Source organism: Streptomyces sp. NPDC127117 (genome assembly GCF_042677325.1).
GTDB lineage: Bacteria > Actinomycetota > Actinomycetes > Streptomycetales > Streptomycetaceae > Streptomyces.
In genome coordinates this window covers 69,481-92,927 of record NZ_JBHXTM010000034.1, presented here as the reverse complement: position 1 = coordinate 92,927, position 23,447 = coordinate 69,481, and the positions used below count along the sequence as shown (strand labels likewise).

At 70.5% G+C, this 23,447-nt stretch carries 20 protein-coding genes; 8 read left to right on the top strand and 12 right to left on the bottom strand.

All coding sequences use genetic code 11. From position 1 onward, the window contains the following. Positions 1 to 37: 37 nt before the first annotated feature. From ACFVH0_RS26970 to ACFVH0_RS26955, 4 genes are all read right to left on the bottom strand, one after another. Positions 38 to 517: an NUDIX domain-containing protein gene (locus tag ACFVH0_RS26970; RefSeq protein ID WP_385824202.1), complete on the bottom strand. Its 480-nt coding sequence runs from the start codon at positions 515 to 517 to the stop codon at positions 38 to 40. A 30-nt stretch (positions 518 to 547) separates the two neighbouring features. Further along, the gene (lnt, locus tag ACFVH0_RS26965) at positions 548 to 2,134 is read right to left on the bottom strand and encodes an apolipoprotein N-acyltransferase (protein ID WP_385824200.1); all 1,587 of its coding nucleotides are present in this window, start codon (positions 2,132 to 2,134) and stop codon (positions 548 to 550) included. A gap of 117 nt (positions 2,135 to 2,251) precedes the next feature. Next, positions 2,252 to 2,815: a hypothetical protein gene (locus ACFVH0_RS26960; protein ID WP_385824198.1), complete on the bottom strand. Its 564-nt coding sequence runs from the start codon at positions 2,813 to 2,815 to the stop codon at positions 2,252 to 2,254. 59 nt (positions 2,816 to 2,874) lie between these two features. After that, the gene (locus tag ACFVH0_RS26955; RefSeq protein ID WP_385824196.1) at positions 2,875 to 3,660 is read right to left on the bottom strand and encodes a glutamate racemase; all 786 of its coding nucleotides are present in this window, start codon (positions 3,658 to 3,660) and stop codon (positions 2,875 to 2,877) included. 58 nt (positions 3,661 to 3,718) lie between these two features. On the opposite strand from ACFVH0_RS26955, the gene ACFVH0_RS26950 reads away from it, so the two are divergent. Beyond that, entirely contained in the window at positions 3,719 to 4,891 is a 1,173-nt protein-coding gene (locus ACFVH0_RS26950; protein WP_385824194.1) for a glycosyltransferase, read from the top strand. A 52-nt stretch (positions 4,892 to 4,943) separates the two neighbouring features. On the opposite strand, the gene ACFVH0_RS26945 is transcribed toward ACFVH0_RS26950, so the two are convergent. After that, positions 4,944 to 6,269, bottom strand: a complete 1,326-nt coding sequence (locus tag ACFVH0_RS26945) for a TerD family protein (RefSeq protein ID WP_385824192.1) — start codon at positions 6,267 to 6,269, stop codon at positions 4,944 to 4,946. 328 nt (positions 6,270 to 6,597) lie between these two features. Here ACFVH0_RS26945 and ACFVH0_RS26940 point away from each other — a divergent pair, with 328 nt between their 5' ends. Beyond that, on the top strand, positions 6,598 to 8,421 hold the full coding sequence (locus tag ACFVH0_RS26940) for a choice-of-anchor A family protein (RefSeq protein ID WP_385824190.1): 1,824 nt from the start codon (positions 6,598 to 6,600) through the stop codon (positions 8,419 to 8,421). A gap of 54 nt (positions 8,422 to 8,475) precedes the next feature. Further along, positions 8,476 to 9,213 (top strand): L,D-transpeptidase, encoded by a 738-nt coding sequence (locus ACFVH0_RS26935; protein WP_385824188.1) that lies wholly within the window; start codon positions 8,476 to 8,478, stop codon positions 9,211 to 9,213. A gap of 440 nt (positions 9,214 to 9,653) precedes the next feature. On the opposite strand, the gene ACFVH0_RS26930 is transcribed toward ACFVH0_RS26935, so the two are convergent. Then, entirely contained in the window at positions 9,654 to 10,718 is a 1,065-nt protein-coding gene (locus ACFVH0_RS26930) for an alpha/beta hydrolase family protein (RefSeq protein WP_385824186.1), read from the bottom strand. 108 nt (positions 10,719 to 10,826) lie between these two features. On the opposite strand from ACFVH0_RS26930, the gene ACFVH0_RS26925 reads away from it, so the two are divergent. Together ACFVH0_RS26925 and ACFVH0_RS26920 are read left to right on the top strand one after the other, a co-directional pair. Continuing rightward, on the top strand, positions 10,827 to 11,462 hold the full coding sequence (locus ACFVH0_RS26925; RefSeq protein ID WP_385824184.1) for a GNAT family N-acetyltransferase: 636 nt from the start codon (positions 10,827 to 10,829) through the stop codon (positions 11,460 to 11,462). A 35-nt stretch (positions 11,463 to 11,497) separates the two neighbouring features. Beyond that, positions 11,498 to 12,343, top strand: coding sequence for a PaaX family transcriptional regulator C-terminal domain-containing protein (locus ACFVH0_RS26920; RefSeq protein ID WP_385824208.1), 846 nt, complete (start codon positions 11,498 to 11,500; stop codon positions 12,341 to 12,343). 383 nt (positions 12,344 to 12,726) lie between these two features. Here ACFVH0_RS26920 and ACFVH0_RS26915 read toward each other — a convergent pair whose 3' ends face one another. Beyond that, a complete protein-coding gene (locus ACFVH0_RS26915) occupies positions 12,727 to 13,350 on the bottom strand; it encodes a TetR/AcrR family transcriptional regulator (RefSeq protein WP_385824182.1) in 624 nt (207 codons plus the stop codon). Positions 13,351 to 13,449: 99 nt separating this feature from the next. Here ACFVH0_RS26915 and ACFVH0_RS26910 point away from each other — a divergent pair, with 99 nt between their 5' ends. Further along, positions 13,450 to 14,694 carry an NADH:flavin oxidoreductase/NADH oxidase family protein gene (locus ACFVH0_RS26910; protein WP_385824180.1) on the top strand — a complete coding sequence of 415 codons (1,245 nt, stop codon included), beginning with the start codon at positions 13,450 to 13,452 and terminating at the stop codon, positions 14,692 to 14,694. 65 nt (positions 14,695 to 14,759) lie between these two features. Here ACFVH0_RS26910 and ACFVH0_RS26905 read toward each other — a convergent pair whose 3' ends face one another. The 5 genes from ACFVH0_RS26905 to ACFVH0_RS26885 form a co-directional block, all read right to left on the bottom strand. Further along, positions 14,760 to 15,734 carry an alpha/beta hydrolase gene (locus ACFVH0_RS26905; RefSeq protein WP_385824178.1) on the bottom strand — a complete coding sequence of 325 codons (975 nt, stop codon included), beginning with the start codon at positions 15,732 to 15,734 and terminating at the stop codon, positions 14,760 to 14,762. Positions 15,735 to 15,916: 182 nt separating this feature from the next. After that, positions 15,917 to 16,291 (bottom strand): nuclear transport factor 2 family protein, encoded by a 375-nt coding sequence (locus ACFVH0_RS26900; protein WP_385824176.1) that lies wholly within the window; start codon positions 16,289 to 16,291, stop codon positions 15,917 to 15,919. Between the two features lie 82 nt (positions 16,292 to 16,373). After that, the gene (car, locus tag ACFVH0_RS26895; protein ID WP_385824174.1) at positions 16,374 to 19,775 is read right to left on the bottom strand and encodes a carboxylic acid reductase; all 3,402 of its coding nucleotides are present in this window, start codon (positions 19,773 to 19,775) and stop codon (positions 16,374 to 16,376) included. A 196-nt stretch (positions 19,776 to 19,971) separates the two neighbouring features. After that, on the bottom strand, positions 19,972 to 21,168 hold the full coding sequence (locus ACFVH0_RS26890; RefSeq protein WP_385824172.1) for a cytochrome P450: 1,197 nt from the start codon (positions 21,166 to 21,168) through the stop codon (positions 19,972 to 19,974). 65 nt (positions 21,169 to 21,233) lie between these two features. Beyond that, positions 21,234 to 22,019, bottom strand: a complete 786-nt coding sequence (locus ACFVH0_RS26885; protein ID WP_385824170.1) for an SDR family oxidoreductase — start codon at positions 22,017 to 22,019, stop codon at positions 21,234 to 21,236. An 87-nt stretch (positions 22,020 to 22,106) separates the two neighbouring features. Here ACFVH0_RS26885 and ACFVH0_RS26880 point away from each other — a divergent pair, with 87 nt between their 5' ends. Then, on the top strand, positions 22,107 to 22,271 hold the full coding sequence (locus ACFVH0_RS26880) for a hypothetical protein (RefSeq protein ID WP_385824168.1): 165 nt from the start codon (positions 22,107 to 22,109) through the stop codon (positions 22,269 to 22,271). A gap of 26 nt (positions 22,272 to 22,297) precedes the next feature. Continuing rightward, positions 22,298 to 23,386: an NADH:flavin oxidoreductase gene (locus ACFVH0_RS26875; protein ID WP_385824166.1), complete on the top strand. Its 1,089-nt coding sequence runs from the start codon at positions 22,298 to 22,300 to the stop codon at positions 23,384 to 23,386. Positions 23,387 to 23,447 lie beyond the last annotated feature (61 nt).

Genomic DNA, 23,447 nt, shown 5'->3' with positions numbered 1-23,447 from the left:
GGCCGGGAGACCGGGCCCGCCCGGCGGACGACGCTGTTCACTGCCGGGCGGTGGGTTCGAACCAGGTGGGTCCGTCGGTCATCGACTGCTTGATCCGGAAGAGCCCGAACTCGTTCAGCGGCGGCAGCGCGTCCACCGGGAACCAGCCCACCTCCAGCGACTCGTCGTCGTTGACGCAGGCCTCGCCGCCGGTCGCCCGGCAGCGGAAGGTCACGTCGAGGTACTGGCAGCGGTCACCGTTCGCATACTGCACGGGATCCAGGGCCTGGGTGAGCACCACCCGCTCCGCGACGCAGTGCACGCCCGTCTCTTCGTACACCTCGCGCTCCGCCGTTGCCGCCGGCTGTTCGCCCGGCTCGCAGATGCCGCCGATGACCGACCATTTACCGGTGTCGGAACGGCGTCCGAGCAGCACTCTGCCCTGGTCGTCGAAGACGATGGCGGTGACGCCCGGCAGCAGGAGCAGTTGCTGGCCCGCGGTGGCGCGGATCTCGCGGATGAAATCAGGAGTTGCCATGGATCCGACCTTACGTGGCGAGCCGGAGGGTCACCGGCCGCGTCGGCTCCGTACCGCACGGACGGCGACCAGGCCGAGCCCGGCCACGGCGATCAGCACCAGCACTCCTTCGGGTAGCGTGCCCATCCGGGTCGCGGGCGTCAGCGAGGACCTCAGCGGTACCTCGTCCACGAGCGCGTCCGGGGTGAACAGCTTCGTCTTCTCGACGATCTTCCCGTCCGGGCGGATGACGGCGCTGACCCCGCTGGTGACGGGGACGACGACGGACCGGCTGTGCTCGACCGCCCGCACCCTGGACATGGCCAGCTGCTGGTAGGTCATCTCGCTGCGGCCGAAGGTGGCGTTGTTGCTCGGTACGGCGATCAGCTGACCGCCGTGCATGACGGTGTCCCGTACGGCGTCGTCGAACGCGGCCTCGTAGCAGGTCACGAGCCCCACGTTCGTCCCTGCCAGGTCGAAGACCCCGACCTTCTTCCCGGGGCCGAAATCGCGCTGCACCCGGTCCACGTCGGAGCTGAAGATCCGTGCGACGGAGCGCATCGGCATGTACTCGCCGAACGGCTGGATGTGGCGCTTGTCGTACGTGTCGACGGGGCCCTTCTTCGGATCCCACTGGATGAGGGTGTTGCGCAGGTTCCCGCTCTCGGGCTCGACCACCGCGCCGATCACGGTGGGCACACCGATCGCCTTCACCGCGTCGTCGATGATGATCCGGGCGTCGGCGTTCCGGTACGGGTCGAGGTCGGAGGAGTTCTCCGGCCACAGGACGAAGTCGGGCTGCGGGACCTTGCCCTCCTTCACCTCCCGGGCGAGCTGCTCGGTGCGGCTCACATGGTTGTCCAGGACGGCGCGGCGCTGGGAGTTGAAGTCGAGTCCGAGCCGGGGCACGTTGCCCTGGATCGCGGCGACGGTCGCGGTGCCGTCCTCGGCCGAGTCGTCGACGAGGGGCAGCGCGGCGAACGCGCCGGCGACGGGTACCAGGACGCTCGCGGCCGCGGCGGCGACGGCCGCCCTGGGCAGCGTGCCGGTGCGCCGGTGGGCACGGAACCGAAGCACCGCTTCGCAGAGACCGAAGCCGCACAGCACGACCGCGAAGGAGAGCAGCGGCGTGCCCCCCAGGGCCGCGAGCGGCAGGAACACCCCGTCCGCCTGCCCGAAGGCGATCTTGCCCCACGGGAAGCCGCCGAACGGCACCCTGGCGCGGACCGCCTCGTCGAGCGCCCAGACCGCGGCGGCCCACACCGGCCAGCAGGCGAGGCGGCTGACCGCGGCGATCCCGATGCAGCCGACCGCGATGAACAACGCCTCGGCGGCGGCCAGGGCCAGCCACGGCACCGGGCCGACCTCCTCGCCGGTCCAGTGCAGCAGCGGCAGCATGAAGCCCAGTCCGGCGAGCAGGCCGAGGCCGAATCCGGCGCGGAGCCGTCGTCGGTGCAGCACCCAGCCGAGCAGGGCGAATCCGGGCAGCACCAGCCACCACAGGGGGCGTGGCGGGAAGCTCAGGTACAGCAGGACGCCCGCGATCACCGCGGCGGCGGGCCGTACCAGGCGTCGCGTCCGGGACACGGGGGATGTGGCCGGCTGCGCGGCTTCGACTGAGGTGATGGTGGCGCTCACCCGGCGGAGTCTACGGTGGCCGTCTGTGTGTCCGGGAGCCGCGCCCGCGTGGTGGAACCCTTCGTACCGGATCGTTCCGTCACTTTCCCGTACGGATCCGGTACCCCGTCGTTCCGGTCAGGCTCCGGCCGTCGCGCCGCTCGCCGGCAGCTGCAGGCGTTCGCGGATGAACCGGACGCCCGCCTCGGCGTCGTCGACCGTGATGGTGAACGTCCTGCCGTCACCGAGCCTGAGCACCAGGCCCTCGCCCCTGCGGACCACCACGGCCGTGCCCTGCTCGGGGCGCCAGCGGTAGCCCCAGCCGCCCCATTGGCGCGGGGTGACCTCGGGGGCGAATTCCGCGCCCACCACGTGGGTGAGCAGGATCCGGCGGCGCGGGACGCCCATGTGGCCGCAGCGCACCTCCAGTGCGTCCCCGTCGATCCTGACGGCGACGTTCACGAAGGCGAGGGTGCCGAACAGCATGAGCAGTCCGGCGGCGACACAGCCGATCACGGACATCAGCAGCGGGGCGATCCCGGAGGTCCAGTTGGAGGTGACGGCCAGCTGGACGCCGAGTGCCAGACAGGCCGCGCCCGCGACCGCGAGCACCCACTGGGCCCGGTTGGTGGCCCGGCCGATCCAGACGGCGGAGCGGGCGTCGGCTCCGTTGTGCCGGGGTTTTCGGAGGTGGTCCCTCATGTCAAGCAGCGTACTTAAGAATCCGCACGCCGGGGATGGGCCGGACGGCCCGCGCCAGGTCAGCGGGCCGGGCTGACCGCCCCCAGCAGCCGCCCCTCGGCGTAGGCCAGAGCGGGCCCCGGCAGCTCGGCGGGGCGGCCGCTGAGCAGCACTTCGAGAGCGGCGGACGGTTCGGCCGACGGAGCGGGTTCGGCACCGATCCGGCGCAGTGCCTGGGCGGCGACGGCGCCCGCGGAACCGTGCAGCGCGACGGGCGGCAGACCCGGCTGTCGCACGGCGGCACGGATGCGTTCGGCGACCAGTTCGTAGTGGGTGCAGCCCAGGACCACGGCCCGGACGTCGTGCGGGGTGCGGGCGGCGGCCGCGGCGATGGCGAGGTCGATCGCGGTCTCGTCCGCGTTCTGCACGGCGTCGGCGAGACCCGGGCAGGCCACCTCGGTGACGTCGACGGAGCCGGCGAATTCACGGATGAGTCCGCGCTGGTACGGGCTGCCCGTGGTGGCGGGCGTGGCCCAGATCGCGACCGGGCCGCCGCCGGTGACGGACGGCTTGATCGCGGGGACGGTGCCGATGACCGGCAGCGTGGGTTCGAACTCGGCGCGGAGCGCCGGCAGGGCGTGCACGGAGGCCGTGTTGCAGGCGACGATCAGTGCGTCCGGCCGGTGGGCGGCGGCCGCGCGGGCCACGTCGAGCGCGTGGGAGGTCACGTATTCGGGTGTACGCGGTCCCCAGGGCATTCCGTCGGGGTCGGAGGACAGCACCAGATCGGCATCGGGCCGCAGTCGGCGTACCTCGGCGGCTGCCGCGAGCAGACCGATTCCTGAGTCCATGAGCGCGATCTTCACCCGGTCACCATAGTCGACCGCCCTTGCGGTTCCGTCCCGGTGGGGCAGACTGCGGCGAATGACTGCCGTTGCCTGGATCGCCGTGGGTTCGCTGGCCGCATGGGTGTGGCTGCTGCTGGGACAGGGGTTCTTCTGGCGGACCGGCCAGCGGCTGCCCCGCAGGGAGGCTCCCGCCCGCTGGCCGTCCGTCGCGATGGTGGTGCCCGCACGCGACGAGGCCGAGATGCTGCCGGTGAGCCTGCCGTCGCTGCTGGCGCAGGACTATCCGGGACGGGCGGAGATCTTCCTCGTCGACGACTGCAGCAAGGACGGGACCGGGGAGGTGGCCCGCGCGCTGTCCGTGCGGTACGGGGGGCTGCCGGTGACGGTCGTCTCGCCGGGCGAGCCCGAGCCGGGCTGGACGGGCAAGCTCTGGGCGGTCCGGCACGGGATCTCCCTGGCCCGGACCAGGGATCCGGATTATCTGCTGCTGACCGACGCGGACATCGCGCACGAGCCGGACAGTCTGCGGGAGCTGGTGGCCGCCGCCGAGTCGGGTGGCTTCGACCTGGTCTCGCAGATGGCCCGGCTGCGGGTGTCGAGCCTCTGGGAGCGGCTGGTCGTGCCCGCCTTCGTGTACTTCTTCTCGCAGCTCTATCCGTTCCGGTGGGTGAACCGTGCGGGCGCCCGGACGGCCGCGGCGGCCGGTGGCTGTGTGCTGCTGCGGACCGGGGCGGCGGAGCGGGCGAGGGTGCCGGAGTCGATCCGGCAGGCGGTGATCGACGACGTGTCGCTGGCGCGGGCGGTGCAGCGCAGCGGCGGGCGGATCTGGCTGGGGCTCGCCGAGCGGGTGGACAGTGTGCGGCCGTATCCGCGGCTGGCGGATCTGTGGCGGATGGTGTCACGGAGCGCGTACGCCCAGTTGCGGCACAGTCCGGCGCTGCTGCTGGGAACGGTGCTGGGGCTCGCGCTGGTCTATCTGGTCCCGCCGGTCGCGCTCGTCGCCGGGCTGCTGGCCGGTGACCCGGCCGCGGCGTGGGCGGGCGGGCTGGCGTGGGCGGTGATGTCGGGGACGTATCTGCCGATGCTGGGCTACTACCGGCAGTCGCTGTGGTCGGCGCCGTTGCTGCCGTTCACCGCGGCGCTCTATCTGCTGATGACGGTCGATTCGGCGGTGCAGCACTACCGGGGCCGCGGCGCGGCCTGGAAGGGGCGTACGTACGCCCGTCCCGAGGCCGCGCCGGACCGGTGAACCGAGCCGGCGGTGGGCCGACGGCGGCAGAGCCGTCCGGACCACCGGGGGGTTATTTGCGGCCGGGCGTCCAGTTCATGCCCCACCCGTAGGCGTAGTCGATGGTGCGCTGCGGGCTCACGCCGCGCTCGGGGACGAGATAGCGGGCCTCGCGCTGCACCGTGAGGTCTCCCCCGTTGTTGGTCAGGAGCGCCAGTGCGCAGACGGTGGACGGGACGGTGCACTCGTCGAGCGAGAAGTCGATCGGGGCGCCGTGCTGGGGCTGGAGAGTGACGCTCGCGTGGAGATCGGCGAAGCTCCGGGCGCCTTCATAGATGGTGACGAAGATCAGGACCCGCCGGAGCTTGTTCATGTGGTCGAGGTTGACGGTGAGGTTCTCGCCGGTGGCGACGGCACCGGTGCGGTCGTCCCCGTCGAGATGGATGTAAGGAGGCTGGTGGAGAGCGCCGAACGCGTTTCCCAGCGCCTGCACGACTCCCTTGCGGCCGTCGGTCAGTTCGTACAGGGCGCAGAGATCGAGATCGAGGTCCGAGTGGTTGGCGACCGCCCGGCCGAGTTTGCTTCCCCAGCCCTTGAACTGTTTGCGCACTTCCCAGTTGAGATTGACGCGAAGCGCGCCCGAAGTGCCGCCCTGTTTGGCGAGGGAGACCGATGGCGCGTCCTTGGTGAGCGTCACCTTGGTGAGGCGGACGGGCGCGGTGACAGGGGGTGCGGACGGCACCGGGGGTGCCATCGGCGGGGCGGGCGGGGCCGGCTGCCGGTGGTCGACCCGCGTTGCGCTTTGAGGCTGTTGGGGCATCTGGGGCTGGTGGTACGGCTGAGCCGGCTGGGGCCGCTGCGGCTCGTCGACGGAAATCCCGAAGTCGGTCGCGAGCCCTTCGAGGCCGGTGTCGTATCCCTGGCCGACGGCGCGGAATTTCCAGGCGCCCTGGCGACGGTAGAGCTCCCCCAGGATGAACGCGGTCTCGACCGTCGCGTCCGCGCTGTCGAAGCGCGCGATCTCCCTGCCGCTCGCCGCGTCCGTGATCCGTACGTAGAGCCCGGTCACCCGGCCGAACGTGCCGCCGTCCGCGGAGGCCGCGAGGACCACCCGGTCGACGGCCGGCTCGATGCGCGCCAGGTCGACCGCGAGACTGTCCGTCGTCCCGGCACCGGCGGTGCGCTTGCCCTCGTGGCGCACCGCGCCGGATGCGTGCGAGGGCTGGTTGTAGAAGACGAAGTCGGCGTCGCTGCGCACCTTTCCCGACGACACGAGAAGGAGCGCCGACCCGTCCACGTCCGGTGTCCCCGGGGAGGTGCGCCACCCCAGTTCGACCCGCACGGCCTGAGCCGCCACCGGAACATTGGCCCCTTTTAGCATGGTCATGCTCGCCCCCATCGCGAGTCCGGCTGCCCGAAAACTTTTCTCCGCCAACCTAATCCCCCGGACCGTCACAGGAGTCACGGACGTCCGGTCCGGCCCCGGCGATCCACCGGTAGCCCGTGTGAGCCCGCCCCCTCGCGGTCAGCGGTGGCCGGTCGCCTCGCCACGGAGAACGGTGCGGCCCGGTCCGCGCGCCGTCGGTGGCCGGGTCCGGACCCGGATCCCCTGCGGGGACGGGCCCATTGGGCCGGACCTAGCCTGTTCGAGTGCTTGGGGCGGCCCTTTGCGGCAGCACGGTTCACAATCCGCTCCGAAGAGCGAATCTCCGCAAAGAATGCCCGCTATGAGATCAATGCCTCAGCGCCTCGCCTCGCTGCGCTCGCGCGCCGGTTTCACCAGGACCTCCTGCGCCGTGCTCGCCATGGCCGTGCCCGTGCTCACCTTCGGACTGCCGGCCGCGCCCGCCGTGGCCGCTCCCCTGCCCGGCGGGCTCGGGCCCTGCGTCCCCGGCAGTTGCCCGGACCCCTTCCCCGAGATCAACAACGGCCAGATCGCCGGGCGGGACGACGCGATCAACGTCTTCGTCGGGAACGACTTCCTGGTACGCGGGCGAGCCGCTGAAGCCGAGGGCCGCGTCGTCGTGCTCGACGACTTCGACCAGAACAAGGACACGTCCGCCGGCGGCCTCTACAACCTGGGCATCGCCGGTGTCGGCTCCCGGGTGGCACCTCCGGTCGACTCCGACTTCCTGACCACCGGCGGCAACGTGAGCATCGCCGCCGGGCAGCGGCTGGAAACGACCGGCGGCCTGCTCGGCGAGCGGGGCATCGTCCGGCACGCGGGTACCCGGACCGGCGCCGTGACCGGCGAGTTGATCCAGGACGACGCCGCCGTCGAGCCGTACTCCGGCCTGCGCGACCAGTTGACGGACGCCAGCCGCTGTTACGCCCGGGTCGACGGCCGGCCGCGCACTCCGACGGGCACGGCCGTCAACCAGGGGACACAGACGCTGTTCACCGGTGACGGGACGTCAGCACTACAGGTCTTCAACGTCGACTTCGACATGGTCGGGCCGGGCGGCGCGCAGCAGGGCATCGTCTTCGCGGACATTCCGGACGACGCGACCGTTCTGGTCAACGTCCTCGGGACGAACCGGGTGCTGAACACGTACAGCGGTGGCATCTCCGACGACACGGACCCGCTGAACGCCTACCGTGAGCGGCTGCTGTGGAACTTTCCCGACGCCACGACGGCCGACCTCCAGGGAACCGGTCAGTTCCAGGGCAGCTTCCTGATGGGTGAGCAGTCCTCGATGACCAATGTGCGGCTGGCCGGCGTCAATGGCCGCTTCTTCACCACCGGTTCACTCACCCACACCAGTTCCGCGACGGGCGGCGGCGGCCAGGAGTTCCATGCCTACCCGTTCAACGGCGACCTGCCGGACTGCGGCGGACCGCAGCCGACGACCGGTGAGGTCCGGGTGCTGAAGACCGACACGGACACCGGCGCTCCGCTCGCCGGAGCCGACTTCGAACTCTGGCGCGAGACCAACGACGTCCCCGGCCTCCAGACCACCGGTACCGCGCCCGACACCAGGGTCACCACCTGCACCACTGCGGCCGACGGCATCTGCGCCGCGACCACCACGACCGGCACCTACTACTGGCGTGAGACCGCCGCCCCCGACGGCTACGACCTGCCCGACCCCAATGTCTTCGGCCCTCTCGTCCTCACCCGGGGCAACGCCGGCACCGGCGTCGAGACCGAGGCGCAGAACACCGCCACGTCCGAGCCGCCCGGCACCGGCCGGATCGACCTGGTGAAGACGGACCGCAAGAACGGGGAGCCGCTGGCCGGCGCCGTCTTCGAACTCTGGCGCGAGACCAACGACGTCCCCGGTCTCCAGACCGGCGGCACCGAGCCCGACACCCGGGTCGACGACTGCTCCACCGACGGGGACGGCGGGTGCACCTTCGACGACCTGCTGCTCGGCGCGTACTACCTGCGCGAGACCGCCGTACCGGAGGGCTACGTCCTGCCGGCGAACCCGGTCTCCGGGCCGTACCAGGTGACGGCGGAGAACAGCACCACAGGTGTGACGGCAACGATCGAGAACACCCGGGGTGAGCCCTGCAAGGGCAAGAGCTGCGAGGACCGGCGCGCGTAGCCCGTCCGCTCACCGGTTCGGCCGTTCACGTATGGCGACCGAACCGGTGGGCTGATGCACTGGCTGGGCCCCGCACGCACCGCCAGGAGGCCATCCGTGCACCCAGTTCGCGTTGCCAGTGCCGTGACCGCCGCAGCCGCCACGGCAGTGCTCTGCTCAGCCCCCGCCACCGTCGCCGCACCGGACGGCCCGGCCGCCGCGTGCACCGCTCCCACCGGCCCCTACCAGCGCCCGATGGAGAAGCACCTCGGCCGCCCCGTGGACGGCCGCCAGTCCGCGGCCGACTGCGCGGCGATCCGCACGTTCCAGCGCGAGCACAAGGTCTCGCGCACCGATGGGTTCGCCGACCTCGGTACCTACCGCACCATGGTCGCCGTCGAGGCAGCCCCTGACCCGAATGCCGCCGGCCACTGTCCGACCCGTTCGTACCGGGTCACCTGCACCGACATGGACCGGCAACTCCTCTGGGTACAGACCGGAGACCGGGTGGTATTCGGACCGGTTCCCATCCGCACGGGCCGCGACGCGCAGGAGACGCGGCCCGGCTGGCATTCGATCTACTGGCGCGACAAGGATCATGTCTCGACCCTCTACGACGACGCGCCCATGCCGTACTCCCAGTTCTTCGACGGTGGCCAGGCACTGCACGGGCACCCCGGGGACCTGTACGACGGCGGCGGCTCGGCCGGATGCGTCAATCTGACGGTGGACGACGCGGCGGCCCTGTGGGACCTCCTGAACATCGACGACCGCGTGTACGTATGGGGCGTCAAGCCGGGCACGGCGGGCTGAGGCGCGCCGCGTCCCCGTACCGGCACCATGTCGCGTGTGTTGGGCTCGGCGGAGGTGACTTCATCGTCCGGTCGGACTTCGTCCTGGTCACGCCCGCTTCGACAGGTCGACGTGGCGCGCGGCGCCTGGTGCGGACGGTGGCTGCGTGATGCGGGACCTGAAGGGGGTGGAGGCTCTCGTGACCTTCGCCGCGAGCGGTTTCGTTCTGCTCGTGGGACACGACCCGGCCGGCCACGTCACCGGGCAGAGCGACTGGCAGACCGCGAACAAGGGCGCCGAAGCCGAGGAGCCCGGCGAAGGCGAGAATCCGCATCGCGGGCGGTGGGGGCTTCCGGCTCATGTTGGTCAGCAGTCCAGTCGAGCTGAACCGGCTGCCCCGTCCGCCTGTTCCGCACGACCGGACAGGGGGACCGAGCCGGTCCTCGAGCTGACACATCGTGTCATGAAGTGGCGTGGCTGCCTCGGCCGAGTTCCTTGAGGAACTGTCGTTGGCCGTCCAGGAATCCGTCCGCGAAGAGCGAGTGGGGGGAGAAGAGCGCGGTGAGCGTGATCTTGAGGTCCGACTGCTCAATGGACTGCTTGAGCAGCGAATGAGTCGCGTCCGGGTAACGCCTGACCGTCAATGCACCGCCCGAGTCCAGCACCTTGTGATAGGTGCGCTCCGTGTCGGCGGTGTCCACGTTGATGTCATGCCCCGCGAGGGTCAGCAGCACCGGTACGCCGCGCAGAGCACGGAGGTCCTGCGTGGCGTCCGCGGTGTGGTTCTTGGAGATGAAGGCCCAGCGATCGGCGGTCATGCCGTCCGCGTCGCCGCCCATCGCCCTGACGTACTCCTCGAAGGACGCGTGGCGTCCCAGCAGCCGGCGGGTGGTGTCGCTCTTGGCGACCTCCGCCTTGGTGCGGGCTGCTGATGCGTCGGCGGCGCGCAGCTCGGCGAGGAGGTTGTAGCGGCCCTGCTGGAGCCAGTTGATCGCGGGCGAGACGGCGATGACAAAGCTCACGGGCGTCTTGGCGGCGATCTTCGGCAGGACCCAGCCCGCCTGGCTGGCGCCCCAGAGTCCGATCCGGTCGCCGTCGATGTCCGGGCGGGCGCGCGCCCAGGCGATGGCGGCGGCTGCCTCGTCGGCCCGGTCGCCCATGGACTGGTCGAGCCAGTCGCCGGGTGCGCCCGCGACGCCGGGCTTGTCCCAGGACAAGGAGGCGTACCCGGCCTTGGCGCTCGCCTCCCACATGGGCTTGTAACCGTCGTCGTGGGTGGCGTCGACGGGACCGTCGCCGTGGACGTACACGACCAGACCGTGGTGCTTGCGGCCGTCCTTGGGGATGGCCAGTACGCCGTTGAGGGTGTGGCCGCCGTGACGGATCGAGACCCGCTGCTCGTCCATGTCGTAGGAGTTCTGCCACAGCACCACACCGACGAGGCCGGCGGCCACGATCAGGACCGTGACCAGTGACCACACAGCGGTGCGGAGCCCGCGCCGCCGGGGCTGGGTCTTTGGACGCATGGGATGGCCGCCTCCGTTCGGGTTCGAACACCAAAACTATCACTACAAAAACGGTCGTCGACAATCTGTTAGATTTGACTCTCGGTTTCAGCGGGAAAGGGGCACGGCATGGGACTGGACACGACAGGCCCCGGGGCCGGACCGGTGACAGTGCGGCGGGGCGTTCCGACTGGAGCCGAGCGGCGGGCGGCGGAGCTGTACTGGGACGCCTTCGGCCGCAAACTCGGTCCCGCCCTGAACCCGGCGGGCAAGGCGGTGCCCTTCATCGCCGCCCACCTGAACACCGATCGAGCGGTCTGCGCACTCCTCGACGGGCAACTCGTCGGCCTCGCCGGCTACCAGCACGGCGGGCGGGCCCTCACCGGGGGATCGGCCCGCGCCGTGCTGCGCGCGTACGGGCACCTACGCGGACTGCGCCGACTCCTGCTCCTCGCCCTGTTCGAACGTCACCCGGCCCCCGGACAGCTCGTCATGGACGGCATCGCCGTGGAGCCGGCCATGCGCGGCCGCGGCGTCGGGAGCCTGCTCATCGAGGAAGTAGCCGCCGTCGCGGCGGAGCAGGACTGCCGGGAGATCAGACTGGACGTGATCGACACCAACCCGCGCGCCAGGGCCCTGTACGAGCGGCGCGGCTTCACGGCCGTACGAACCGAGCACACGCCCTGCCTCCGCAGGCTGCTCGGATTCGGCGCGGTGACCACCATGCACCGCCCGGTCGGAACAAGAGAGGTCAGAGAACTGTGAGCGCCGAGACCGACCACGTCGAGGTCCCCACCCGCATGCTCGTCCACGCGCTGATCCGCGAGGACGGCACCGTCGGCGCGGACGAGCTGTACACCGTCGCCAACACTCTGGGCATGAGCGACCAGCAGGTACGGCTGTGCGTCAAACGCCTCGTGACCGAAGGCCGGTTCACCCATGAAGGCCGAGGCCGCAAGGCGGAGCTGCACGCGACCACGGACACCACGCGCGCCCTCGCCCCCAACGCGGACTTCCTGCGGCACGCATTCCAACAGGACGCCGGGCTCGCGCCCTGGGACGGTGTCTGGCACCTGGCCGCCTTCGCGGTGCCCGAATCGGCGCGCACCGCCCGGGACGCCCTGCGCGAGAAGCTCGTCCACCTCGGCGGCGCCCCGCTCCAGGGCGGATTGTACGTCTGCGCCAACACCTGGGAACCGTACGTCGAGGAAGCGGCCCACCGCCTGGGCGCCCACGGCGTGCTCACCCTTCTCACCACGACGGACCTGCGCAGGGGTGACACCCGAGAGCCCGGCGAACTCGCCCGCCGTCTGTGGCCCCTGCAGGAGATCGCCGACCGCTACCACCGCCTCAGCCGCATCGCCCGGCCCCGCCTCGCCCGGCTCACCGGCCCTGCCGAACCCTCCCCGTCCGCACTGCTCACCATCGCTGTCGAGCTGGCCGCCGAACTCACCCGCGCCATCGAGCCAGACCCGCTGCTGCCGCCTCAGCTCCTGCCCCAGCCCTGGCCCGGCACCCATGCCCGGGAGCTCATCGCCGGGTGCTGGGCGGCCCTGCACGAACGCGACCAGGGCGAAGCTCGCCCGGCTCTCTTCCGCCTCTACGCCGACATCACCCGCGAAGCAGCCGACCGGGCCAGGCGCTGAAGACGGAACGGACGGCGCAGGTCATGCCTGTCGGGGCGAAGGCAACGCGAGGACACCCGCCTTGCGGACGGACGGGCATCGGAGGTTGCGCCCGTTGATTCGTACCGACCGGTGGTGCGGGCGGCCTGGAGATCCTCATCCCGGTCGACCAGGCGTTCCTTCAGGCCGGCGACTTGCTGTTCGAGGCGCTCGGCCTTGCGCTGGGAGAGTGCCGCTGTCGGGAACGGCCTCAGCCGCACCTTCCCGCTCACCGTCACGAGCGCATTCCCATCAACACTTGCGACATCCCCGACGCCGGTTTCGGAACTGCCGCCCACGGATTCACCACCCGGGGTGACACCGCAATGCACGACACCCTCCGCAACCCAAGGGAACGTGACCCGTTACGCCTCTGCCTGCACGTGCGGTGCGGCGGTCGTCGGTGACAGCGCCGCAGAGGCGGTGAACAGCGCGTGGACGGCGGCGCGCACCTGGCCGGCCACCACCTCGGGAGTGGAGGTGTCGAGCTTGCCGTCGAGGTGCAGGAACGCCAGGCCGTGGACGAGGGCCCACACCGTGGTGGACAGCGCGTCAGGATCGGCGCCGGGGAAGGTGCGGCGGACGATGCCGCGGACGTATTCCGAGATGGCGGTGGTCGCGCTGACCCGTTCCTCACTGTCCGGATCGCAGGGCTCCGCGAACATCACCCGGAACAGCGCGGGACGCTCCAGCGCGAAACGGACGTAGGCGACGGCGACCGCCGCGAGTTCGTCGGGCGTCGAGGGCGAGGGGTGCGCCGAGGCCAGATGTCCGGCGAGTTCGCGGTAGCCCTGCGCGGCCACCGCCGAGACGAGCGCGTCACGGTCCGCGTAGTGCCGGTAGGGAGCTGTCGCCGACACGCCGGCGCGCCGCGCCACCGCCCGCAGGGACAGTCCGGCGCTGCCGTCCTCCTCCAGCAGCTCCCGCGCGGCGCGCAGACAGGCGGCGCGCAGATCGCCGTGGTGGTACGTGCCGCTCGCTTGCGACATAGGTCACACTCCCTCATGTTTACGCCGCTCACATCGCTGCCCTAATGTGAACGCTGCATACATCGTAAGCGATCGAGATCGAATCGAGAGGGAACCCGGATGACCAGTGAGTTGTTCACGCCGTTGCCCCTGCCCTCCGGGCAGGTACTGAACAACCGGATCGCCAAGGCGGCCATGGAGGAGAACATGGCCGCCGACGGCCAGCTCCCGGACGAGGAGTTGTTCGGTCTGTACCGGCGTTGGGCCGCCGGCGGCACCGGACTGCTGATCACCGGCAACGCCATGGTCCACGCCGAGGCGCTGACCGGCCCGGCCGGTGTGGTGCTCGACGCTGCCGCTCCGCTGGAGCCGTTCGCCGAGTGGGCCGAGGCCGGCAAGTCCGGCGGCGGATCGGTCTGGATGCAGATCAACCATCCCGGCCGCCAGATCGGCTCCGACATGCCCGGCGTCGTGTGGGGCCCTTCCGCGGTCGCCGTCGACCTGGGCAGGCACAGCGGCCGTTTCGGCCGCCCCGTCGCCATGACGCCCGAGCAGATCCGGGCCACCGTGACCCGGTACGCCGTCACCGCCCGGCGAGCCGAGCAGGCCGGATTCGACGGGGTGGAGATCCATGCCGCGCACGGCTATCTGCTGTCGCAGTTCCTCTCCCCCCTGGTCAACCGGCGCACCGACCAGTGGGGCGGTTCGCTGGAGAACCGGGCCCGGATGCTGCTTGACATCGTCCGCGCCGTCCGTGCCGCCGTCTCCCCGTCCTTCGCCGTCGCGGTCAAGCTCAACTCCGCAGACTTCCAGCGAGGCGGCTTCGACGCCGACGACGCACGCCAGGTGATCGAGATGCTCGCGCCGCTCGGCGTCGACCTGGTCGAGCTCTCCGGCGGCAGCTACGAGAGCCCGGCGATGTCCGGCCGTCCGGCCGATGCGCGCACCCAGGCCCGCGAGGCGTACTTCCTTGAGCTGGCGAAGGACCTGGTCAAAAGCAGCCCGCTGCCGCTGATGCTCACCGGCGGCATCACCCGGCGCGAGACTGCCGAGAGGGTCCTCGACAGCGGTGTGGCGATCATCGGGATGGGCACCGCCCTCGCCGTCACCCCGGACCTGCCCGAGCGCTGGCGGACCGGCCGCGAGGCCGACCGGCAGTTGCGGCCGGTGACCTGGTCCGACAAGGCACTCGCCTCGGCCGCGGGCATGGCGCAGGTCCGCCACCAGATGCGCAGGATCGCCCGCGGCAGCCGCCCCACGCCCAACACCCACCCGGCGATCGCCCTCCTCACCGAGCAGCTCAAGCAGCGAGGGGCACTGCGCCGGTACCGCACCTGGCTGAACACGGCGAGGCGCGCCGCGTAGCAGGCCGCCGCAGGCGCCCCGGGTACTCACCCGCGCGTCTCTTCTCCGGCGGTGTCCCCGCCGGTTCAACTGTCGTGCAGTGCCGACCCCAGGTAGTCGATGGCGATCTTGCGGGCGATGTTGGCGGCCCTGGTGTCGCGCAGGCTGTCCAGGAGCAGGAAGTCGTGGACCATGCCCGCCACCCGGACCGAGGTGACGTCGACGCCCGCCTCACGGAGCTTGTTGGCGTACTGCTCGCCCTCGTCGCGCAGCACGTCCGCCTCGTCGGTGATGACCAGGGTGGGCGGCAGCGCCCGGAGCTGTTCCAGGGGCGCCCGGAGCGGGGAGGCGTACACCTCGGCGCGCTGAGCGGGGTCGGTGGTGTAGGCGTCCCAGAACCACTTCATGCCGTCGCGGGTGAGGTAGTAGCCCTCGGCGAACTGCTGGTAGGACGAGGTGCCGAAGTCCGCGTCGGTCACCGGGTAGAGCAGGACCTCGGCCTTGAGGTCGATCCCGCCGCGGTCCTTGTTCATCAGCGCGAACACCGTCGACATGCAGCCACCGACCGAATCGCCGGCGACGGCGATGCGCGAGGTGTCCATGCCGTTCTCCCCGCCGTGCTTCACGACCCACTGGCCCACGGCGTAGTTCTGCTCCACCTGGGTGGGGTACTTGGCCTCCGGCGCCCGGTCGTAGACGGGGAAGACACCCGCCGCGCCCGCGCCGACGGTGAGTTCCCGGAAGAGGCGGTCGTGGGTCTTGTCGTCGCCGAAGACCCAGCCTGCGCCGTGGATGAAGAACAACACCGGCAACGGGCCGCTCACGCCCTTGGGGCGGATGATGCGAGTGCGGACCGTACCCCACTCACCGGCGTCGACCTCGACCCACTCCTCGTCGACCTCGGGGCGGGGCACGCTGGTGTCGCTCTGCAGGTCGGCGAGGATGGCACGGCCCTTTTCCGGCGGGACCTCGTAGATCCGGGGGTGCGGGTCCGTGGCCTCGGCCAGCGCCTTCGCGGCGGGTTCGAGGCAGGGGGTGATGGGGGGCGGGAGTTCGGTCATGGCCTTTCCTCGGGTCGGTCACACGAGTGCGTCGTCGCGCGGCCTTCTCGGCCGCTGCTGGTGACGGCTGTTCGAGGCGGAGATCGCCCATGTCCATGTTTGGCGCCCCGGCCGCGGGTCGCAACCGGCACGCGAAGCCCCCGCCCGCGTCGCGCGCCGGACGACGGGGGCGGGAGGGCGGATCAGAGTGTCCTGGCCGTCGGGACCTCGTAGATGTACTCCTCGATCCGGTCGATGAGGCCGTCGTCCTCGAACCGGAAGCAGACCGCGGCGTGGACCTTGCTCTCGGACCCGTCGGCCGCACTCAGGTGAAGCACCTGCTGCTGGAGGACCTCGTTCGTATTCCGGAACTGGCGGATCACGTCGTACCGCAGCGTATCGACGTCGGCGGCGAAGGCCTCGAAGCGCCGCAGTGTCGCATCGATCGTCCGCGCCCCCTGTCCGTCGTTCTGCCACACGGTGGCGCCGCCGGTGCACATCGCCCGGCACCCGGCGAAGTCGTACGCCTCCAGACAGCGCAGAAACGAAATCGCCTGCTCGCCGATGTCCTGTCCCATATCGAGTTCCCATCCGCTGTCTCTCGTCGAATGTGCGGCCGCCGATGGGCCGTTGCGCCGTTCGAAGGCCGGGGCGCAGCTCTCAGAGGAGTTCGAGCCGGCGCAGGTCAGTGACGTACTTGGTGATGAGAGCCGCCGACAGATGGGGGATGTCCTGGCCGGGGCCGACCTTCGCGGCGTGCACGGCGGCATGGAACCGGTCCGCGGGTATCGCCGACCCGGGGACGGCCTCCCCGGGCTGCGCGAAGGCGTGCAGCAGGGGCAGCAGCGAGTGCTGACGCTGCCTCTCCGGCAGGGCGCGGAGCGCCGCCGTGATGCGGGTGAGCCATTCGCCGTAGCCGTCGATCCGCCGGATCGGGTGGCCTGCCTCGATGAGCCAGTCGACGAAGGTGTCCAGCGAGATGCCGTCGTCGTGCGGGTTCAGCGCGTTGAAGGTCCGGTAGCCGTCGGTGGCCCGCGCGCCCAGCGCGGTGACGGCCTCCGCGGTGAAGTCGACCGGCAGACCGTCGTAGTGCGCGCGGTCACCGGTCCGGTAGAACGAGGCCGGCGCGATGCCCGTGGCGAGCAGGCTCAGCAGCAGGCGGGTGAACAGGTCGGGGACGTTCAGCTGGCCCTGGTAGCTGCTGTGCGCGAGGATCATGTCCGACCGGAAGACGGTGACCGGCAGGCCGCACAGGTCGTGTGCCTCCCGGAGCAGGACCTCCCCCGCCCATTTGCTGGTCGCGTACCCGTTGGCGTAGCCCTCGTCGATCCGCCGCACCGGGCCGGCGCCGCGGATGTCGGCGTCCTCTCCGAGAGCCGGCATCCCTGCTCCGGCCTCCACGGCGACGGTCGACACATAGGTGACGGGCTTGATCCGGGCGGTGAGCGCCAGCCTGATCAGCTCTGCCGTGCCGACGACGTTGGGACCGAACAATTGCCGGTACGGCAGTACGTGGTTGACCAGGGCAGCCGGGTGGACGATCAGGTCCACGGTGTCGGCCAGGCCGTTCCACGTGTCCTCGTCCAGGCCCAGGTGCGGCTCGCCGATGTCGCCCGCGAGTACGTCCAGGGTGCCTTCGGCCAGATCCCGGTACCGCCGGAGCAGTTCCGCGTCACCGCTGTCGAATGCCTCCTCCAGCCGCTTCGCAGCGGCAGCCGCGTCGCTCGCGCGTACGACGCAGATCAGCTTGCCGCCCGAGGGCGCCAGCCGCTCCAGCCATTCCAGGCACAGGAACCGGCCGAGGTAGCCGTTGGCCCCGGTCAGCAGGACGGCCTGCACGGCACCGCGGGGGCGGGGCAGCGTCGGCGCGGCGGCGAGCGTCCGCGCGCCGATGAACTTGTCCAGGGTGAGGTCACCGGCGCGGACTTCGGTGCTGTGCTCGCCGTGCACGGAAGCGAATGTGGGCCGCTCCGCCCCAAACTCGCGCTCCGCCTCGATGTATCTCGCCAGCCGGGCCAGATCGTTGGCCGGGCTGATGACCACCCCGACCGGAAGCTCGATGTGGAAGATCTCCTTCATGAGGAGCGAGAAGGACAGCGCGGTCAGGGAGTCCCCGCCCAGGTCCGTGAAGTGCGCGTCGGCGCGCAGAGCGGTGTCCGGACAGCCCAGCATTGCCTGGACGGCCCCGGTGACCGTCTCCAGCACCGGCCGGTCCGCAGCGGCTCGACGCAGCTCGCGCACCTCCCTGACCTGACCCTCGGCGATCTCGTCGTACAGCCGGTCGAGCGCCTGCCCGTAGCGCTCCTTGAGCCTGGGGCGCAGCAGTTTGTGGCTCTCGGAGAGCAGGCCGTTCTCCGGGCTGAAGGGTTCGGTCTCGATCAGGAAGTCACGCGGGATCTCGTACGAGTTGAGCTCGGCTTCCCGGGCCATCTGCTGGAGCGCCTCGCTGAGCAGCGACTTGAGTGAACCGGACCCTTCGCCGCCGTCGGCCCGGGCGCCGGGCGCGGGCACCACCACCGCGAGCAGGTAGGCGCGTTCGCTGTTGCCGTGCACATAGATCTGCCGGATGAGGGGGCTGCCGGCGAAGACGGTCTCCAGGCGGGAGACGGCCACGAATTCGCCTTGGGACAGCTTCAGGGTGTCCTTGGTGCGGTCGACATAGACCAACCGGTCGGGTCCGAGCTCGGCCATGACGTCGCCGGTCCGGTAGTAGCCGTCCTCGTCGAAGATCTCGGCGGTGACCTCGGGCCGCTTGTAGTAGCCGGGAATCATGCTTTCCGTCCTGAGCAGCAGTTCCCCGCGCGGATGCGGTAAGTCGGTGCGGAAATAGCCCAGTTCCGGGACGTCGGCCAGCTTGTAGTCGATCACGGGCGGGCGTTGCACCACCGTGTCGAGCAGGACTCCCCCGGCCTCCGTGGAACCGTAACCGGTGTACAGGTGGAGGTTCAGGCAGGACTCCACGAAGGCCGCGACCTCCGCGGACAGCGGGGCGGTCCCGCAGAACGCCTTGGCGACGCGTCCGCCCAGGAAGTTCTCGCGCAGGTCCGTCATGACCGCTGTCTCGACGTCACCCGGCTCGCCGGCTCTGCGGCCCAGTTCGCTCCGGTACTGCTGGAAGAGCATGTCGCACAGGCGCGGGACCATGGTCAGCTCGGTGGGACGGATCAGCGCGATGTCCTCGAACAGGGTGGACAGGTCGCTCCTGGCGGTGAAGTAGCCGACCCCGCCCCGCACGAGTGAGCCCATCAGGGCGTAGCGGCCCGCGAGATGGCTCTGCGGCATGTAGAGGATGCTGACCGGGGGTCCATCCGCCGCCCCGTAGCTGAATCCGTACCACGCGGTGCCGACCAGCCGCTGGGTGTACATGGCCCCCTTGGGGGTTCCGGTGCTGCCGGACGTGTAGATGAGCAGGGCCAGCGGATCGTCCCCCGCTTCGGCGGTGAACAGCGGGGCGGGCGGCAGGCCCGTTCCGCGTTCGATCAGCGTGGCCAGTGAGTCGATGACCACCGGGCGGCCGGCTTCGGCCAGGCGACGCCGGGCGGACTCGAAGGCGGTTCGCTGGTCGGTGACTTCGGGACGGTAGTCGAAGACGATCACGTGCTGGATCGAGCTTTCCCCGGTCACGGCTTCGACGGCGGTGTCCAGTCGCTCGATGCTGGTGGCGAGGGCGCGCGGCTCCGTCTCCGCGATGATCGGCGTCAGCTGGGACAGCGGCGCACTGGACTGCAGAGGCACGGCCACGACACCGGAGTGGATGCACGCGAGGTCGAGCGTCGCGTAGTCGGTGCTGGCGAAGCCGAGGACGCAGATCCGGTCGCCGGCGCTCAGCGGATGCCGCGGGTCGTGGTGCCAGGTGCCGGCCACCGCGCGGACTCTCGCCCACAGTTCGCGGTAGCTGATGGTGTCGAACCTGGGGAGCAGCCGCGCTGTCGTGGCTTCCTCGGCGCGTTCACCGAGCGCCGGCCGGTCCCCGTAGCCCTCCAGTACGGCCGCCATGACCTCGGCGAGTCCCTTGTCGGGGTCATGCACTGCCGCGGTGACCGCCTCCGGTGGCTCGGTCATGATCAGGTCTCCCTCGGCGTCCCGGTGATGCCGGCGCGTCCTGGCTGTGGACGTCGCCGGGCCTTTGATTACGTGTGTCGGCCGGTCATGGAATCAGCACGTCACCGCGCGCAGCGGCCCGCGGTGACGTGCGCGCGGTGTGGCGTCCGGCCGTGCCGGTGTCCGTGGCGCACGCGCCCGCGGGCGCGTGCGGGCCTCACCAGCTGACCGGCAGCGCGTCCACCCCGCGGATCAGCCGGTTGGTACGCCAGGAGATCTGGTCGACCGGCACGGCGAGGCGCAGGCCGGGCAGTCGGCGGAGCAGTGATTCGAGCACGACTCGCAGCTCCATCCTGGCCAGCTGCGCGCCGAGGCAGTGGTGGACGCCGTGGCCGAAGGTGACGTGCGGAACGTTCCCCCGGTGGAAGTCGATCTCCTCCGGGTGGTCGAACACTTCGGGATCCCGGTTGGCGATCCCCAGCTCGGCGACCACCGCGTCGCCCGCGCGAATGGTCTGCCCGCTCAGCTCCACGTCCTCGATGGCGATGCGGGTGAAGCCGGCGGACGCGCTGATCGGGATGATCCGGGAAAGTTCCTCGACCGCGTCGGGCACCAGTGCGGGGTCGGCGACGAGTTTCTGCCAGAGATCGGGTCTGGTCAGCAGCGTGTAGACGAAGTTGCCGAGCTGGTTGGCGGTGGCCTCCTGGCCCGCGGAGAGCAGGCTGACACCGAGGCTGACCAGTTCCTCGTCCAGGAGCCGGTCCTCCTCGTCCGCCACATTGGCCAGCTCACCGAGCAGGTCGTCGGTGGGGGTGGTGCGGCGGAGTGCGACCAGGCCGGCGAGATAGTCGTTGAGGTGTCCCCGGGCCTCCATGGACTGCGCCGGATCGGACAGCATCAGCAAGCCGTCGACCCAGACGTTGAAGCGGTCGCGGTCGGCGACGGGCACGCCGAGCAGTTCGCAGATGACCGTGATCGGCAGCGGCCAGGTCAGCGTCTGGGTCAGGTCGGCGGGCCCACCTGCGGCGATCATGGTGTCGAGCAGTCCGTTCACGATGTGCTGGACGCGCGGGCGGAGCGCTTCGACACGACGTACGGTGAACGAATTGGCCACCCGGCGCCGCAGTCGGCTGTGCTCCGGCGGGTCCATGCTCAGCATGGAGGTGCTGGGCAGACCGGTGGCGACCGTGCGGGGGATGTCCTCGCCCACGGCGGCGGCGCGGCTGAATCGGGGATCGGCCAGTACCGCCCTGACGTCCGCGTGCCGTGTGACCAGCCAGGCGTCGCCGCCGTAGGGCAGACTCACGCGCAGCACCGGCTGTTCGCCGCAGATCTCGGCCAGCTTCGGGTCCACTTCGAGTCGGTCGACCGGGCCGAACGGGTAGGCCCGTACCCCTTCCCCTGTGGCGGTCATCGTGTCGGTCCTTTCAGTCCTGGCAGATGGTTGCCTGCGCATACGTGGTCACTGGTGAAGGGCTTTCAGGACAGGGCCGCGGTGCGCCCTCCGTCGATGACGAGAGTGCTGCCGGTGATCCACGCGGCGCGTTCGGAGACCAGGAAGCCGACCGCCTCCGCGATGTCGTCGGACCGGCCGATGCGCCCGAGAGGGATTTCGTCGGACCAGTCCACGGAATCATTTCCGAGGTAATCCACTATCTTTTCGCGCGCCTCGTCCGCCCCTGGCGTCATGACGTTCCCGAGAGAGAGGGCGACGACCCGGATTCCTTGCGGCGCCAATTCGGCCGCGAGCCCCTTGTTGTACGTCTCCAGGGCGGACTTGGCGGCTGCGTAGTGCAGGATCATCGGATAGGACGCGATGGTGGCAATCGACGACACGTGTACGACAACTCCGCCACCGCTCTCCCGCATGGACGGCACAAGTGCGGAATTGAGGCGGACAGCCGCGAGGAAATTGATGTCCACCGTGTACTGCCAGTCCTTCTCGATGTCCAGCGCGCTCTGAAAGGTTCGGCAGCCACCTGCGTTATTGACGATGATGTCAACTCCGCCGAGATTTTCCAGAGCGATGTCCGCGAAATCTCGCACTCCGTCAGGCGTACTGAGGTCCGCTCTGACGAATTTGGCTGCGGACGGAGTCTGCTCGGTGGGGTTGCGGGCGGAGGTCACGACGGTGGCGCCGGCGTCGAGCAATTGCTGCACGATCGCGGCGCCAATACCGCGGCTGCCGCCGGTCACCACGGCCCGCTTGCCTTCCAGCTCGCCGGCGAACTTTTCTGTCTTTTCGGTAAGGCGATCTCGGCTCACTCCGGGTTCCGCCCCCTTTCCTGCGTCAACAGGCCTGTCCGCGCAATTGATCGACAAGGGAGGCGATCGTGGTGACGCGGAATCACGATGACCACTATCAACGGCCCCTCCGATACGGTCAACCTGATTATTTCGATGCACTGGATCGCATCATGCGATACAAGCCGGAATGATCTCTGCAAGCTGGACACCGCTATCGGCAGGGTCGATAATCATGCGCTACCGGTGCGCGGCAGAAACAATTCCGTGTGAGCAGTGCCGACAAATCTGGAGGAAAAATGGCCACCCTGGACGAGCCGTTCACCCTGGGCGATCTCACGGTCCCCAACCGGATCGTGATGGCGCCGATGACCAGGATGCAGTCCGCCGGCGGCGTGCCGGGCCCGGACGTGGCGGAGTACTACGCCCGCCGGGCGGCCCACCAGGTCGGGCTGATCATCACCGAGGGCACCTACATCAATCGGGCCGCCGCCGCCGCGTACGACAACGTGCCCCGCTTCTACGGCGAGGAGTCGCTCGCCGGCTGGGCCCACGTGGTGCGGCGGGTGCACCAGGCCGGCGGCAGGATCATTCCTCAGCTGTGGCACACCGGGGCCGCGCGCTTCGGAACGGAACCGCCTGCGGAGGGCCCGTCCGGGCTCGGACTGGACGGCGCACCGGCCGGTCGTGCCATGACCCGGCGGGACATCGACGAAACGGTGGCCGCCTTCGCGGAGGCCGCCGCAGCCGCGGAGCGGCTCGGGTTCGACGGTGTGGAGCTGCACGGCGCGCACGGCTACCTGATCGACGACTTCTTGTGGCGCGGCACCAACCGGCGTACCGACCGCTACGGCGGAGACCCGGCCTCCCGTGCCCGTTTCGGCGCCGAGATCGTGCAGGCGATCCGCGCGGCCGTCGGTCCGGGCTTCCCGGTCCTCTTCCGGCTCTCCCAGTGGAAGGTCAACCACTACGAGGCCCGCATCGCGGAGAACCCGGACGAGCTGGCGCAGTTGCTGGCGCCGCTGACCGAGGCCGGTGTCGACGCGTTCCACGCCTCCACCCGCCGCTACTGGCTGCCCGAGTTCGACGGCAGCCCGCTCAATCTGGCCGGCTGGGTGCGCAAGCTCAGCGGCCGGGCCGCGGTGACGGTCGGCTCCGTCGGCCTGGACCAGCAGTACGGTGTGGGCGAGTTCGCCCAGGGCTTCACCGAGCAGGCCGGCCTGACCGGCATCGAGGAGCTGGTGGCCCGCCTGGAGCGGGACGAGTTCGACCTCGTCGCCGTGGGCAGGACGCTGCTGGCCAACCCGGACTGGGCGGCGAAGGCGCTGCGCGGTGAGCTGGCCCAGACCGTCCCCTACGACCCGGCCGTCCTCAAGACCCTGGTCTGACCGCGGCACTGCCGCTGCGGGTGCGCGGGGGATCTCCGGCGGTGGGCCGGCAGCCCAGGAG

What these genes read in the sequence shown, in the direction of transcription:
- ACFVH0_RS26970 (WP_385824202.1), bottom strand. Translation starts at nt 517, where the DNA reads ATGGCAACTCCTGATTTCATCCGCGAGATCCGCGCCACCGCGGGCCAG.
- ACFVH0_RS26960 (WP_385824198.1), bottom strand. Translation starts at nt 2,815, where the DNA reads ATGAGGGACCACCTCCGAAAACCCCGGCACAACGGAGCCGACGCCCGC.
- ACFVH0_RS26950 (WP_385824194.1), top strand. Translation starts at nt 3,719, where the DNA reads ATGACTGCCGTTGCCTGGATCGCCGTGGGTTCGCTGGCCGCATGGGTG.
- ACFVH0_RS26945 (WP_385824192.1), bottom strand. Translation starts at nt 6,269, where the DNA reads ATGGGGGCGAGCATGACCATGCTAAAAGGGGCCAATGTTCCGGTGGCG.
- ACFVH0_RS26940 (WP_385824190.1), top strand. Translation starts at nt 6,598, where the DNA reads ATGAGATCAATGCCTCAGCGCCTCGCCTCGCTGCGCTCGCGCGCCGGT.
- ACFVH0_RS26935 (WP_385824188.1), top strand. Translation starts at nt 8,476, where the DNA reads ATGCACTGGCTGGGCCCCGCACGCACCGCCAGGAGGCCATCCGTGCAC.
- ACFVH0_RS26930 (WP_385824186.1), bottom strand. Translation starts at nt 10,718, where the DNA reads ATGCGTCCAAAGACCCAGCCCCGGCGGCGCGGGCTCCGCACCGCTGTG.
- ACFVH0_RS26925 (WP_385824184.1), top strand. Translation starts at nt 10,827, where the DNA reads ATGGGACTGGACACGACAGGCCCCGGGGCCGGACCGGTGACAGTGCGG.
- ACFVH0_RS26920 (WP_385824208.1), top strand. Translation starts at nt 11,498, where the DNA reads ATGCTCGTCCACGCGCTGATCCGCGAGGACGGCACCGTCGGCGCGGAC.
- ACFVH0_RS26915 (WP_385824182.1), bottom strand. Translation starts at nt 13,350, where the DNA reads ATGTCGCAAGCGAGCGGCACGTACCACCACGGCGATCTGCGCGCCGCC.
- ACFVH0_RS26910 (WP_385824180.1), top strand. Translation starts at nt 13,450, where the DNA reads ATGACCAGTGAGTTGTTCACGCCGTTGCCCCTGCCCTCCGGGCAGGTA.
- ACFVH0_RS26905 (WP_385824178.1), bottom strand. Translation starts at nt 15,734, where the DNA reads ATGACCGAACTCCCGCCCCCCATCACCCCCTGCCTCGAACCCGCCGCG.
- ACFVH0_RS26900 (WP_385824176.1), bottom strand. Translation starts at nt 16,291, where the DNA reads ATGGGACAGGACATCGGCGAGCAGGCGATTTCGTTTCTGCGCTGTCTG.
- car (WP_385824174.1), bottom strand. Translation starts at nt 19,775, where the DNA reads ATGACCGAGCCACCGGAGGCGGTCACCGCGGCAGTGCATGACCCCGAC.
- ACFVH0_RS26890 (WP_385824172.1), bottom strand. Translation starts at nt 21,168, where the DNA reads ATGACCGCCACAGGGGAAGGGGTACGGGCCTACCCGTTCGGCCCGGTC.
- ACFVH0_RS26880 (WP_385824168.1), top strand. Translation starts at nt 22,107, where the DNA reads ATGACCACTATCAACGGCCCCTCCGATACGGTCAACCTGATTATTTCG.
- ACFVH0_RS26875 (WP_385824166.1), top strand. Translation starts at nt 22,298, where the DNA reads ATGGCCACCCTGGACGAGCCGTTCACCCTGGGCGATCTCACGGTCCCC.